Below are 13616 nucleotides of genomic sequence, written 5' to 3'. Positions count from 1 at the left end.
ACTCGCGGCCGGCCGGCCGAGCGGTTAGGATCGGACCCTTGCTGGATGCTGAACGATGGGGATTGCAACATGCAGGTGATAAGGGGCGTGGCTGGCGGCCTGTTGCTGCTGGCTGGCTTGTTCTGTTCGACGGCGTGGGCACAGGAGCTGCCGAAGATCGCCGAGTTCTATTTCGATGACGACACCGCGGCCAGGCCCATCCAGGCGCTGCCGCCGGAACAGCCGGGGCTGGTCGACCAGTTGATGAAACTGCGCGAGCGCGGCCGCAAGGGCGTGGACGCTACGGCCCAGCTGGCAGGTATCGCTTATGCCGAAGGCCGTGGGGAACTGGCGGCCAAGCTTTACCAGGAAGCGCTGGCGTCGGTATCCGAGAACTCGCTGCAGGCGCGCGGCATCCGCTGGAACCAGGCCTGGGACCTGTACCGGCAGGGCGATGCCGCGGGCGCGCTGGCGCTGTGGGCGCAGGCGGCCAGCGGCACGCGCGGCAATCCCGGCTGGGCGCCGCCGACCCTGGCGCTGGCGCTGTGGACGCTGGGCCGCCGCGACGAGGCGCTGCGGTGGTACGCGGCGGCGGCGCGCACCGAGCCGGAGCTGTGGAACGACCCGGCGCGCTTCCCGCAGCTGCTGCCGGCGTGGAAGGACGAGGAGCGCGCGCGGCTGGCCGAAGTGCAGCGCGCCTGGGCCGCCAACCCGCCGGCCTGGCCCTGAGCCAGCAGGCAAACCGCGCTGCCGGGCCTGCCCGGCGGCATGCCCGGTAGGCGTCCTCAGTCCGCGGCCACCGTGCGCCCGCGCGCCCAGTCGCGCAGCGCCTGCACCTGCTCGGCCATCAGGACCGACAGCGGCCGGGTGTTGCGGATCTCGGCCATCAGCAGGTCGGTGTCCAGCGGCCCGCGCGCGGCGTGCGCGGCGTACAGGCCGGCGACCACCGCCTGTTCGATCTCGGCGCCGGAAAAGCCGTCGGCCGCCGCCGCCAGCGCCGGCAGGGCGAAGCCGTCCGCGTCCAGCCCGCGCTTGCCCAGGTGCAGGCGCAGCAGCTCCACCCGGGTATCGGGCGTGGGCAGGTCGACGAAGAAGATCTCGTCGAAGCGGCCCTTGCGCAGCAGTTCGGCGGGCAGCTCGTGCACCTGGTTGGCGGTGGCGACGATGAACACCGGCGCCCTGCGCTCGGCCATCCAGGTCAGCAGGTAGCCCAGCACCCGGCGCGAGACGCCACCGTCCTCGCCGCCGCTGGCCAGGCCCTTCTCGATCTCGTCGATCCACAGCACGCACGGCGCCAGCTGCTCGGCCGAGGCCAGCGCGTCGCGCAGGTTCTTCTCGGTCTCGCCGTGGTACTTGTTGTAGAGCATGCCGAAATCCAGGCGCAGCAGCGGCACGCCGAAGCCGGCGGCGGTGGCCTTGGCCAGCATCGACTTGCCGCAGCCCTGCACGCCGAGCAGCAGCATGCCGCGCGGCGGGTCCAGCCCGGGCGGCGCGTCGCCGGCGACGAACACCGCGCGGCGCTGCTCGATCCAGCGCTTGAGCCGGGCGGCGCCGGCCACCTCGCCGAAGCGCGCGCTGTCGTACTCGTAGTGCAGGTGGCCGCTGCGGTTGAGCAGCTCGAACTTCAGCTTCGCCAGCTGCGGCAGGTCGTCGGCGCGCAGCGCGCCGTCGTTGCAGATCAGCTGGCGGGCGATGCGGCGCGCGTCGGCCAGGCTCAGCCCCTGCAGGTTGCGCAGGATCTGCCGCACCGCGTCCTGGTCCACTTCCACGCGGCGGCCGCCGTTCTCGCCGGCGTAGGCCGCCGCCTCCTCGCGCAGCATCTTCAGCAGCGCGTTGGCGTCGGGCAGGCGCGGGTTGAAACGGGTGGCCAGCGCTTCCAGTTCGGCCGGCAGTTCCACCTTGGTGCCGACCAGCACCAGCACGTGCGGCTGGCTGTGACGGCGCTGCACGATGTCGCGCAGCAGGCGCTGGTGGCTGGCATAGCCCAGGTAGGGATGGAAATCGAGCAGCAGGTAGATGCCGCGTTGTTCGGCCTCCTGGATCATGCGCAGCACCGAGCTGGCGTCGGGCGGGCCCACCGCCTCGTCCTCGCGGTCCATGTCGATGCGGCGCAGGCCCTCGGTGATCGACCAGCGGTACAGCGCCCGCCACACATGCATCAGCGCCTGCCGGAACAGGTCCACGATCCGCGCCTCGTCCGGGGTCTCGATGACGATCAGCGGCGTATTGGCGCGGATCAGCGCGGTCAGGTCCTGCAGTTCGCTCATGGCGGCTCCGGTGTGGGCCGCCACGATAGCAAAGCGCGCCATGCGCCGGCCGTCCTCACGCACCGACTACCGCGGCCGTCGCGCGCCGGTGTACGCTGCGGGCAGTCCCGCGCAAAACGAGGCGTGCATGAAGACGATCCTGGTGGCCGGTTCCAAGGGCGGTGTGGGCAAGACCACCATCGCCACGCATCTGGCCGCGCATGCGGCACTGCAGGGCAGGGCGACGGTGATCGCCGACGCCGACCCGCAGGGGTCGAGCACGCGCTGGGCGCAGCGCCGCGCCAGCCTGGACAGCGCCGTGCTGCCGGTGGACGTCTACCGCAAGAAGGCGTGGGAAAAGCACATCCCCGACGGCGCCGAGCAGGTGATCGTCGATGCCCCGGCCGGCGCCCATGCCGACGATCTGGAGCAGTTCCTGGACGTGGCCGATGCGGTGGTGGTGCCGGTGCTGCCGTCGGCGCTGGACATCGAGGCCATCGTCGGTTTCCTGAACAGTCTGGCCAAGGTCAGGCGCGTGCACTCGCGCGCCCTGCCGGTGGGCCTGGTGCTCAACCGCACCAAGCCGTGGACGCAGACTTCGCAGCAGGCGCGGCAGATGCTGGCGCAGTGGCCGTACGAGGTCGTGGCGCAGCTGCGCGACAGCCAGAGCTACGTGGTGATGGTCGGCCTGGGCCGCAGCCTGTTCGATTACCACTCCGCCCAGGTCCGCGAGCACCAGCAGGACTGGGAACCGCTTCTGAAATGGTTGAACAAGGTCTGACCCGGAGCTAATGAATCCTCATGCGTGAACTGATCCTGCTGCGACATGCCCACGCCGAGCCGGCCGACAATGGCCTGGCCGACATCGACCGTCCGCTTTCCCCGCATGGCCTGGCCGAGGCCGAGGCGGCCGGTCGCTGGCTGCTGGAGCAGCGGCTGGTGCCGGACCGGGTGCTGTGTTCGCCGGCGCGCCGCGCGCGTGAAACGCTGGAGGCGGTGCTGTCGCTGACCGGCTATGTCGAACAGCGGCTGGAAGAGCGCATCTACGACGCCACCCCCGGCACCCTCGCCGCGCTGGTGGACGAGCACCGCGAGGTCGAGCGCCTGCTGCTGGTCGGCCACAACCCGGGCATGGAGCGGCTGGTGGCGCTGATGCACAGCGGCCAGTCCGGCGACTACCGCGGCATGCCCACCGCCTCGGTGGCGGTGCTGTCGCTGCCGATGGCCGCGGCCATCGAACCGGGCATCGCCCGCCTGGCGGCATTCTGGTGGCCTTGAGCCCATGGTCCGGGCGCGGCGCATGCCGGACGGCATGATCCGGGCGCACCGCGCCGGCACCGCGTCCCGTGGGGCGCGGCGCAGGCGGCGGGGAGTGGCCGGGCAGGAGTGCGTGGGCGTGGCTGCGCGCCGCGCCAGGGTCGTGGACAGGGGCTGAGCGCATGCGGCGGGTGTGGTGTGGACTGCTGCTGACATGGCTGGCGGCGACGGGCGCGGCATCGGCGGCGCAGCCGCTGCAGTTCGATACCGCGCACTCGCGTTTCGGTTTCGAGATACGCACCCGCTTCGGGCAGAGGATCGAGGGCCAGTTCCCGCGCTTCGACGGCTGGATCACGGTGCTGCCCGACGGCCGCCACCAGGTGCGCCTGCGCATGTTCACCCAGTACGTCGAGATCCCCGGCAAGCCGCGCTACACCGGCTGGATGCGCGGCGAGGACTTCTTCGACGCGCAGCGGCACCCGCTGGTCGAGTTCGAGTCCGATCCCTACGAGCCGGGCATCGTCGAGCGCGGTGGCGACGTGCAGGGGCGGCTGACCATCCGCGGCATCGGCCGGCGCGAGGTCCTGCACCTGGAAGAGCCTGAATGCGCACGGCCGGGCTATGATTGCGACCTTGTCAGCCGGGGTACGGTCCTGCGCGGTCGTTACGGCATGGACAGCTGGCAGTTCGCCCTGAGTGACCGTGTGACCTTCATACTGCGTACGCGCCTGGTCGGCGCCCCCCAACCGTGAACCTGCTGCTCCGTCTCCTGTTGCTGGGTTCGGTCCTGCTGGCCGGCGGCTGCGTGTCGCTGTCGCCGCAGCAGCGCGAGCGCGCGCAGGGCATCGCCGTGGCCGCCCGCTCCACCGCGCTGGACTGCGACCGCGCCGACCGCTGCGCGCTGGATTCGCCGCTGCGAGCCTTGGGCGCGCAGGCCATCGCCGATTCCACCGCCGCCGGCGCGCCGCGGCACTACGCCACCCTGCTGGACGAAGGCGAACTGTCGCTGGTGGCGCGCCTGAACCTGATCCACAGCGCCAGCCGCAGCGTCGACCTGCAGACCTACATCTTCGACACCGACGACAGCGCGCGCATGATCATCGACGCGCTGCTGGACGCGGCCCGGCGCGGGGTCAAGGTGCGGGTGCTGATCGACCAGCTCTCGGCCATCTCCGACCTGCAGATGCTCGGCGCGCTGTCCGGCGCGCACGCCAACTTCGAGCTGCGCATCTACAACCCCACCTTCGGCAAGGCCAAGCTCAACTATTTCGACTATGCCGGCAGCGTGCTGTGCTGCTTCCGCCGCTTCAACCAGCGCATGCACAACAAGCTGCTGGTGGTGGACGACGTGATCGGCGTGGTCGGCGGCCGCAACTACCAGGACGACTATTACGACTGGGACAGCGAGTACAACTTCCGCGACCGCGACGTGATCGTGGCCGGCCCCGAGGCGCGGGCGATGGCGGCCAACTTCCAGAGCTTCTGGGACGCGCACCGCAGCGTGCCGGCCGAGCGCCTGAACGATGTCGGCCGGACCCTGCTGCGGCAGGGCGTGCCGGAACTGCCGCAGGCGCGGTTCCGCCGCCCGGAGCGGGTGGCGCGCGCCGCCGCCGAGGCCGCCGATGCGGCGTTCGTCGCCGAGGCCTTCGTCGACACGGCGTTGCCGGTGCGTTCGGTGGCCTACGTCGCCGACCTGCCGCGCAAGCACCGCAAGGACCCGGCGCCGCACGTCACCGAGCCGCGGCTGGATGAACTGATCGCCGGCGCGCAGTCCGAAGTGCTGCTGCAGACGCCCTACCTGGTGTTGTCCAGGCCGGCGCAGAAACTGTTCAAGGACCTGCGCGCGCGGCAGGCGCCGCCGCGGGTGGTGGTGTCCACCAACAGCCTGGCGGCGACCGACAACCCGATCGTCTATGCGATGGCCTACAAGTACAAGCGCCGCAACCTGCGCGTACTGGGCTTCGACGTCTACGAGTACAAGCCGTTCCCGCTGGACGCGCCGGTAGCCCCGGCCAACCTGGTGTCCGCGGCGCTGGACGATGCGCCTGCGCCGCCGCCCAACCGCGTGATCGGCGCGAGCGCGGCCGGCAGCAACGCGCGCGGCAGCGGTTCCGGGCGCCGCGCGGGCGCCGACGGCAGCGAGGTCGAGCGCGAGGTGCTGCGCACCGAGACCCGGCCCTCGTTCCTCGGCAGCAAGGCGGCGAACCGGCCGCTGCCGGTGACCCGGCGCGGCGCGCGCATGGGCCTGCACGCCAAGTCGCTGGTGGTGGACCGCCGCATCGGCGTGGTCGGCACCCACAACTTCGATCCGCGCAGCGAGAACTACAACACCGAGGGCGCGGTGATCATCGACGACCCGGTGTTCGCCGAGAAGCTGGCGCAGAGCATCCTGCGCGACATCGCGCCGGACAACGCCTGGATGGTGGCGCCGCGCGGCAAGGCGCCGGTGTTCTCGGGCCTGAACTACAGCCTGGGCAAGGCCTCCGAGGCCCTGCCCATCCTCGACGTCTGGCCGTGGCGCTACGCCACCAACTACGCGTTCCAGCCGGGGCCGGAGTGCCCGCTGCCGCTGTCGCGGCACGACCCGGATTTCCGCCGCTGCTACGTGCCGGTGGGCGATTTCCCCGAGGTCGATGTCGGGCCGAAGTGGCTGCTGGTACGCATGCTGACCGCGTTCGGCGCGGGCCTGGTACCGATCCTGTGACCGCACCGGGCTGTGGCGCCGGCGTCGCGTCCGGCGCGCATCGTATTCCCGCTCCCGGTTCCCGTCACCTTCCGCAACGCGGGGCGGAAAGCGCCGATGCGCGGTCCGGCGGACATCGCCGGCGCATCCGGCAGTCCACCACGGCGAGGAACCCATCATGAGCGTGGAACAGAAGGACAAGCCGTCCGCCTTCAAGCACAGCGTCGGCCCGGCCCTGCTGGAGCGCATGGGCCGCGAGATCGAGGCGGTCCATCCCGCCTTCGATCGCCGGGCCTTCGAAGGCATCGCCGGCGAGCTGGCCCGGCTCGAACTCAAGCCGCGCATCGCGCGGGTCCGGGACGAGCTCGCGCGGCGGCTGCCCGCCTCCTATGCGGACGCGCTGGCCATCCTTCTCGCCGCTGCCCGGCGCGGCAATCTGCGCGGCTTCGACATCTGGCCGTTCACCGATTTCGTGCAGACCTTCGGCCTGGACGACCGCAAGCGCTCGCTCGACGCGCTGACCGTGCTTACCCGGCTTTTCACCGCCGAATTCGCCGTCCGGCCCTTCCTCCGCCTCCACCCGGAGGAAACGCTGGCCCATCTCCTGCGCTGCACGGCATCGGACAACGAACACGACCGGCGCTGGGCTTCGGAAGGCTCGCGGCCGCGCCTGCCCTGGGGCGAACGCCTGCAGCAGCTGGTTGCCGACCCCACGCCGACCCTGCCCATCCTCCGCGCGCTGGCCTTCGATGCCTCGCTCTATGTGCGCAAGAGCGTCGCCAACCACCTGAACGACATCGCCAAGGACCATCCCGGCTACGTGGTGGAGACCCTGCTCGCCTGGCGCGGGGAGGTGAAGACGGCGGACGAGAAGGCGCGGCTGGAATGGATCACCCGGCATGCGCTGCGCACCCTGATCAAGGCCGGCCATCCGCAGGCGCTCGAAGCGATCGGCGTCGATGCCGGGGCCGCCCTCCGCGTGCATGGCATCCGCTTCGAGGAAACGACCTACGCGATGGGCGATACGCTCGCCTTCGCCATCGATCTGGAATCGCTCTCGGCGCGGGGCCAGCGCATCGTGCTCGACTACGCGATCCACTACCGGAAGGCGAACGGCACGCTCAGCCCCAAGGTCTTCAAGTGGAAGACCTTCGAGCTGCCGCCCGGCGCGCGGATGCGGCTCGAGAAGCGCCATGCGCTGAGGGAAGTCACCACCCGCGTGCACCATCCGGGCGCGCATGCGCTTTCCATCCAGGTCAATGGCAGGACGCTGGAAACGCTGCGCTGGACGCTGGCGTCCTGAGCCATCTGCCGCCCTTGACCGGGAATTCACCGCAGAAGCCTATAAAGCAGGGGCGGCTCCCGTCGCGGCGTTTTCTCCGCATGCGGTTTCCGTGCAGTGCGCAGCGGGCTTGCTTCGCCATGCGCGCGAAGCGCATCCCCGCCGCCGCGATGCCGCACCCGTTTCCACCACGGAGCACCGCCATGCACCACGCCTTCAAGGTCGGCGACCATGTCCGCTGGAATTCCGAGGCCGGCCACGTCAGCGGCCACATCATCAAGGTCCATACCCGCGACACGACGTACAAGGGCCACGTGCGCCGCTGCAGCGAGGACGATCCGCAGTACGAGATCCGCAGCGACCGCACCGACCACATCGCCATGCACCGCGGCGAGGTGCTGGAGAAGATCGGCTGATGGCGGACGTCGCCACCGTCTGGACCATCGGCCACTCCACCCGCGGCTGGGACGAATTCCTCGCGCTGCTGGGCGGCTGTGGCATCGGGGCGGTGGCCGACGTGCGCCGCTTTCCCGGCTCGCGGCGTTACCCCTGGTTCGCCGGCGAGGCGATGGCGCAGTCCCTGCCGGCCGCGGGCCTGGACTACCTCTGGCTGCCGCAGCTCGGCGGGCGCCGCCGCGCGCTGCCGGGTTCGCCCAACGGCGCCTGGCGCAATGCCGCCTTCCAGGGCTATGCCGACCACCTGCAGAGCGCCGAGTTCGCCGAAGGCCTGGCGCTGCTGCTGGAACTGGCCGCGCGCCGCCGCACCGCGCTGATGTGCGCCGAGGCGGTGTGGTGGCGCTGCCACCGCCGCCTGATCGCCGACGTGCTCACCGCGCGCGGCGTCGAAGTGCTGCACATCCTCGACGCCGGCCACGTGCAGCAACACGCGTTGACCGACAGCGCGCGCCTGGTCGATGGCCGGCTGGTCTATCCGCCGCCGCAGGACGATCTGTTCGCCTGACCCCGGCGTCCGCGCCGCCGCTTAAACTGGTACCGATTCCACACCGGTCATCGCCATGGTTTTCCGCGCCCCCGTTTCACTGGACGAACTCAACCGCCTCAGCCGGGGCACCCTGATCGACCACCTCGGCATCGTTTTCACCGCGGCCGGCGAGGACTGGCTGCAGGCGACCATGCCGGTGGACGAGCGCACCCGCCAGCCCTACGGCCTGCTCCACGGCGGCGCCTCGGTGGTACTGGCCGAAACGCTGGGCAGCAGCGCCGGCAATCTGTGCGTGGATGCCGCCAGCCAGGTCTGCGTGGGCCTGGAGATCAACGCCAACCACCTGCGTGCGACCCGCTCCGGCGTGGTCACCGGCACGGCGCGCGCGCTGCATGTCGGCCGCACCACCCAGGTCTGGGAAATCCGCATCGACAACGAGGCCGGCAAGCCGGTGTGCATCTCGCGCCTGACCCTGGCGGTGGTGCCGGCCTGACCTGCTCCCGCGGGGACGGCTCTGCAGGCGCACTCGAAGCGCGCTCCTACGGTGCGCTGCTGTCGGGTGCCGTTACCTCCGGCACCCACTCCCGGACCCACGCCTCCAGCGCTTCCGCCGGCAGCGCCGGGGTGAAGTGGTAGCCCTGCGCGATGCCGTAGCCCTGCTCGCCGAGCAGGCGCAGCTGTTCGGCGCTTTCCACGCCCTCGGCGACTACGGTCAGGCGCAGGCTCTGGCCGATGTGGGCGATGGCCCGGGTCAGGGCGCTGGCCACCTCGTCGCTCTCGATGCCGCGCACGAAGCTGCGGTCCAGCTTGAGTTCGCTGATCGGCAGCAGGCGCAGGTAGCTCAGGCTGGAGTAGCCGGTGCCGAAATCGTCCATCGACAGGCGCACGCCCAGCGCATGCACCGCATGCAGCGTGCGCAGGGTGCTGGGGTCGGTGTCCATCAGCACGTCCTCGGTGATCTCCACGGTCAGGTCGCCCGGCGCCAGCGCTTCGCGCCGCAGCACCTGTTCGATCCGCGGCGGCAGTTCCAGGTCGTGGAAGTTGGTGGGCGACAGGTTCACCGCCACCGACGGCACGTCGAGCCCGGCACGCCGCCAGCGCGCCAACTGCGCGCAGGCTTCCTCCACCACCCAGCGGCCGATGTCGCCGATCAGCCCGCATTCCTCGGCCAGCGGGATGAACTGCATCGGCGACACGTCGCCCAGGCGCGGATGCCGCCAGCGCGCCAGCGCCTCCACCCCGCGCAGGCGGCCGTCGCCGATGCCGACCTGCGGCTGGTAATGCAGGTGCAGCTGGCGCTGCTCGACCGCCTCGCGCAGCGCCGTCTCCAGCGCCAGCCGCTCCTGCGCGTTGTGGTCCATCTCGCGGGAATAGAAGCGCGCGCCGTTGCGGCCGCTGTTCTTGGCCTGGTACATGGCCATGTCGGCGTGGTGCAGCAGGGTCTCGGTGTCGTGGCCGTCGTGCGGGAACATGCTGATGCCGACGCTGGCCGAAGGGCGGATCTGCACCTCGTCCAGCGGCAGCGGCAGCGACAGCCGGCGCAGGATGCGTTCGGTGCGCTCGCCCGCGGACGATGCATCGCAGGGGTTGAGCACCATCACGAACTCGTCGCCGGACAGGCGGCCGACGATGTCCGCCGCGCCGGCCTCTTCCTGCAGGCGCCGCGAGACCGCGCGCAGCAGCTGGTCGCCGCCGGGATGGCCGAAGGAGTCGTTGATCTGCTTGAACCGGTCCAGGTCGATGAACAGTACCGCCAGCGCCTGGCCGGCGGCGGCGGCCGCGGCGATCGCCTGGTCGGCCTGGGCGTGCAGCAGGTTGCGGTTGGGCAGGCCGGTGAGGTCGTCGTAGAAGGCCAGCCGGCGGATGCGGTTGCGCGCTTCCTCGCGCTCCAGCGCCAGCGCGCACAGGTGCACGATCACCTCGACCAGGCGGCGGTGGAAGGCGTCCGGGTCGTGCGGGCGGCGGTAATAGAAGGCGAAGGTGCCCAGCACGCGGCCGTCGCTGGCCTTGATGGGCGTGGACCAGCACGCCGCCAGCCCGTGCTCCAGCGCCAGGTGGCTGATGCCCTGCCAGTTCGGGTCCAGCGCGATGTCGCGCGCCACCACCGTCTGCCCGGTATGCGCGGCGGTGCCGCAGCAGCCCACGCCGGGGCCGACCGGTATGCCGTCCACCTGCCGCGTATAGGCCTCGGGCAGGCTGGGCGCGGCCAGCGTGCGCAGGCGCCCGTCCTCCACCCGCAGCACCGAGCACAGCACCTGCGGCGCGGTCTGCTCCACGTCGCGGCACATCATCTGCATCACCTCGCTGGTAGGCACTTCGCGCACCAGCGCGTCCAGCATCCGGTGCTGCAGCACCTCGTGCACCTTGGTGTGGGTGATGTCCATCAGCACGATGACCAGGTTGGCCAGCGTGCCGTAGTCGTCGAAGATCGGGTTGATGCTGATCGAGCACCACAGCGGGCGGCCGTCGCGGCAGGCCACCCGTTCGTCGCAGCACACCGGCTCGCCGGCCAGCAGGCGCGCGGCATGGGCCAGCACCGCGTGGCGCCGCGTGCGGTCCGGCACCAGCAGCGTGGCGACGTGGCGGCGCAGCACCTGGCTGGCATCGAAGCCGAACAGGCGGCAGAAGCCCTTGTTCAGATGCACGACGCGGCCGCGCGCGTCGGTGATCAGCACCGCGCTCTGGGTCTCGTCGAAGCCCAGCGACAGCAGCCGCTCGCGCTCCTGGCGCTGGCGCCGCGCGGTCACGTCACGGATGAAGGCCATGTGCAGCTGGCCGTCGGCCCCGGGCGTCTGCGCCAGCGACACGCTGATCCAGCGCATCTGCCCGTCCTTGCGCACCAGCTGCACGTCGCGCGGCTGGCTGGCCAGTTCCCGCACCCGGTTGGCCGCCCCCGGGTGCAGGTCGCTGTCGTAGCGTTCGCGCATCGCCGCCGGCGCCAGGATGCCCAGGTTGCGGCCCACCGCCTCGGCGCACGACCAGCCGGACAGGGTTTCCATGGCCTTGTTGAAGTGCACGATGCGGTTCTGGCCGTCGAACACGATCACGCCGCTGTCGACCTGCTCCAGCGCCGCCGAGAACAGGGGCAGCATGTCCCCGGCCAGCGACCGCGATAAGCGCTCCATGTCCCGCTCCCCTGAAGGCGTGAGCGGATTTATACCGCTTTGCCCGCGCGCCGGGGCGGGCATGCCGCCGGGCGCGCATCCGCTGGCGGAAGCCGGACCGCATCCGGTATCTTGCGCGGATGACTTCCCCCCGTCCCGCCCGCCAGGGCAGCGTGGCGCGTGCGTTCCGCTATCTGTACCGCGTGCCGCTGCTGCTGGTCCACGTCGTGATCTTCCTGCCGCTGATCCTGCTGCTGATGGCGCCGCCGTTCGGCCGCCTCGGCGCGGCCGCCGATCCGCTGGAGCACAAGGTGGTGCGCTGGTGGTCGGGCGGGCTGATGTGGATCTTCGGCTTCCGCCTGCGCCGCCTCGGCCAGCCGCAGCCGGGGGCGGTGCTGTTCGTCGCCAACCATGTCGGCTGGGTCGACATCAGCATGATCCACAGCCAGAAGATGGTCGGCTTCGTCGCCAAGCGCGAGATCGCCGGCTGGCCGCTGGTCGGCTGGCTCGCCACGCGCGGCCACACCATCTACCACCAGCGCGGCAACACCGAGTCGCTGGGCGGGGTGATGGAGGAAATGGCCAAGCGGCTGCGCGAGGGCCGGCCAGTGGCGGTGTTCCCGGAAGGCCGCACCCGCGGCGGCCACGAGGTCGGCCCGTTCCACGCGCGCATCTTCCAGGCCGCGGTGGAGACCGGCGTGCCGGTGCAGCCGGTGGCGCTGCGCTATGGCGTGCGCGGCGACGCCCAGACCCGGGTGGCGTTCGCGCCGGGCGAGAGCTTCTTCGGCAACTTCCTGCGCCTGCTGGGCGAGCCGGCGCGGCGCGCCGAAGTGCATTTCCTCGAACCGGTCGGCAGCCACGACCTGGAAGGGCGCCGGCGCCTGGCCGAAACCTCGCGCGCGCGCATCGTGGCGGCGATGGAAGGCCCGTAACGGCGTGTCCCGGTGGCGTCCGTCCTGCAGTCCGCGTGCGGTGCCGGCAAGGCTTCGGCGCGCGGCATGTGCGGGCCGGCGGTGAGCGGCGGCCGGCCCATGGCGGTTCACGCCTCCTCCCGCCGGGAGGGCGCAGCATGAGCGCCATGTTGAGCGCCGCCCAGTACCAGCCGCCGCGTTGGCTGCGCAATCCGCACCTGCAGTCGATGCTGGCGTCCAGCGGCGTGCGCCTGCGCCGCGGCCAGCACCTGCTGGCGTCCAGCGGCGCGGTCACCCGCGAACTCATCCTCGACGGTGGCGACGGCGTGCGCCTGCAGGCCTGGCACAGCCGCCTGCCGGGCAATGCCCCGGTCGGCCTGGCGCTGCTGCTGCACGGCTGGGAGGGCAGCGCCGAATCGAGCTACATGCGCATGACCGCCGCGCGCATGCTGGAGCAGGGCTTCGACGTGGTGCGGCTGAACTTCCGCGACCACGGCAATACCCACCACCTCAACCCCGGCATCTTCCATTCCTGCCGCATCGACGAAGTGGTGCATGCCGCCGGCGACGTGGCCAGCCGTTTCCCCGGCCTGCCGCTGGTGGCGGCGGGCTATTCGCTGGGCGGCAACTTCGTGCTGCGCCTGGCCCTGCACGCGCCCGCCGCCGGCGTGCCGCTGCGGCACGTGGCGGCGGTGTGCCCGGTGCTGGACCCGGCGCTGACCATGGACAGCATCGAGCGCGGCCCGGCGATGTACGACTGGTATTTCCGCCGCAAGTGGACCGGCTCGCTGCGGCGCAAGCGTGAGCTGTTCCCGGAACTGGCCGACTGCGACGACACCGTGCTGAAGCTGGACATCCGCGCCCTGACCGGCTGGCTGGTCGAGCGGCACACCGCCTTCGCCACGCTGCAGGACTATTTCGACGGCTATTCCATCGCCGGGCAGCGCCTGTCCACGCTGGAAGTGCCCGCCGACATCCTGATGGCGCGCGACGACCCGGTGATCCCGTTCACCACCTTCCGCCACTGGCGCCTGCCGGCGCACGCGCGGCTGGAGATCGCGCGCTGGGGCGGGCACTGCGGCTTCATCGAGAACCTGCGCGGCGATGGTTTCTCCGAGCGCTGGGTGGCGCAGCGCCTGGCCGCCGCGGTGGGCGCGCATCCGGCGCCGGAACAGGCCGCGCTGGCGCTCGGGTCCTGAGTCCCCATCGCC

At 71.3% G+C, this 13616-nt stretch carries 13 protein-coding genes; 11 read left to right on the top strand and 2 right to left on the bottom strand.

Annotated elements, in window-relative coordinates; translation table 11 throughout:
* The first annotated feature begins 69 nt into the window (after nt 1–69).
* Nucleotides 70–708, top strand: coding sequence for a tetratricopeptide repeat protein (locus AC06FP_RS15205; protein WP_456117729.1), 639 nt, complete (start codon nt 70–72; stop codon nt 706–708).
* A 56-nt stretch (nt 709–764) separates the two neighbouring features.
* Here the strand turns inward: AC06FP_RS15205 and AC06FP_RS15200 are convergent, their stop codons facing one another.
* Nucleotides 765–2246 (bottom strand): AAA family ATPase, encoded by a 1482-nt coding sequence (locus AC06FP_RS15200; RefSeq protein ID WP_456117730.1) that lies wholly within the window; start codon nt 2244–2246, stop codon nt 765–767.
* 127 nt (nt 2247–2373) lie between these two features.
* Between AC06FP_RS15200 and AC06FP_RS15195 the strand changes: the two genes are divergently transcribed.
* The 8 genes from AC06FP_RS15195 to AC06FP_RS15160 all read left to right on the top strand — a co-directional run bounded on the left by AC06FP_RS15195 (nt 2374) and on the right by AC06FP_RS15160 (nt 8883).
* Nucleotides 2374–3006 carry a nucleotide-binding protein gene (locus tag AC06FP_RS15195; protein ID WP_456117731.1) on the top strand — a complete coding sequence of 211 codons (633 nt, stop codon included), beginning with the start codon at nt 2374–2376 and terminating at the stop codon, nt 3004–3006.
* 20 nt (nt 3007–3026) lie between these two features.
* Entirely contained in the window at nt 3027–3503 is a 477-nt protein-coding gene (locus AC06FP_RS15190; RefSeq protein WP_054662172.1) for a SixA phosphatase family protein, read from the top strand.
* A 161-nt stretch (nt 3504–3664) separates the two neighbouring features.
* Complete coding sequence (locus AC06FP_RS15185) at nt 3665–4234, top strand: YceI family protein (RefSeq protein WP_478076092.1); 570 nt, start codon at nt 3665–3667, stop codon at nt 4232–4234.
* On the top strand, nt 4231–6186 hold the full coding sequence (locus AC06FP_RS15180) for a phospholipase D family protein (protein ID WP_478076091.1): 1956 nt from the start codon (nt 4231–4233) through the stop codon (nt 6184–6186). Before AC06FP_RS15185 ends, AC06FP_RS15180 begins: the two co-directional genes overlap by 4 nt.
* 226 nt (nt 6187–6412) lie before the next feature.
* Complete coding sequence (locus AC06FP_RS15175) at nt 6413–7468, top strand: DNA alkylation repair protein (protein ID WP_478076090.1); 1056 nt, start codon at nt 6413–6415, stop codon at nt 7466–7468.
* A 182-nt stretch (nt 7469–7650) separates the two neighbouring features.
* Entirely contained in the window at nt 7651–7863 is a 213-nt protein-coding gene (locus AC06FP_RS15170; protein ID WP_478076089.1) for a hypervirulence associated TUDOR domain-containing protein, read from the top strand.
* On the top strand, nt 7863–8408 hold the full coding sequence (locus AC06FP_RS15165) for a DUF488 domain-containing protein (RefSeq protein WP_478076088.1): 546 nt from the start codon (nt 7863–7865) through the stop codon (nt 8406–8408). Before AC06FP_RS15170 ends, AC06FP_RS15165 begins: the two co-directional genes overlap by 1 nt.
* Nucleotides 8409–8463: 55 nt before the next feature.
* Complete coding sequence (locus AC06FP_RS15160) at nt 8464–8883, top strand: hotdog fold thioesterase (protein WP_478076087.1); 420 nt, start codon at nt 8464–8466, stop codon at nt 8881–8883.
* A 46-nt stretch (nt 8884–8929) separates the two neighbouring features.
* Here AC06FP_RS15160 and AC06FP_RS15155 read toward each other — a convergent pair whose 3' ends face one another.
* Nucleotides 8930–11515, bottom strand: coding sequence for an EAL domain-containing protein (locus tag AC06FP_RS15155; protein WP_478076086.1), 2586 nt, complete (start codon nt 11513–11515; stop codon nt 8930–8932).
* Between the two features lie 119 nt (nt 11516–11634).
* Here AC06FP_RS15155 and AC06FP_RS15150 point away from each other — a divergent pair, with 119 nt between their 5' ends.
* A complete protein-coding gene (locus AC06FP_RS15150; RefSeq protein WP_456117740.1) occupies nt 11635–12426 on the top strand; it encodes a lysophospholipid acyltransferase family protein in 792 nt (263 codons plus the stop codon).
* Nucleotides 12427–12572: 146 nt separating this feature from the next.
* Nucleotides 12573–13604, top strand: coding sequence for a YheT family hydrolase (locus AC06FP_RS15145; RefSeq protein ID WP_478076121.1), 1032 nt, complete (start codon nt 12573–12575; stop codon nt 13602–13604).
* Nucleotides 13605–13616 lie beyond the last annotated feature (12 nt).

The sequence above is a fragment of the Stenotrophomonas sp. Steno-Z2 genome (assembly GCF_056393235.1).
The sequence above is the reverse complement of the archived record's forward strand: the minus strand, read 5'-3'. Positions and strand labels throughout refer to the sequence as shown.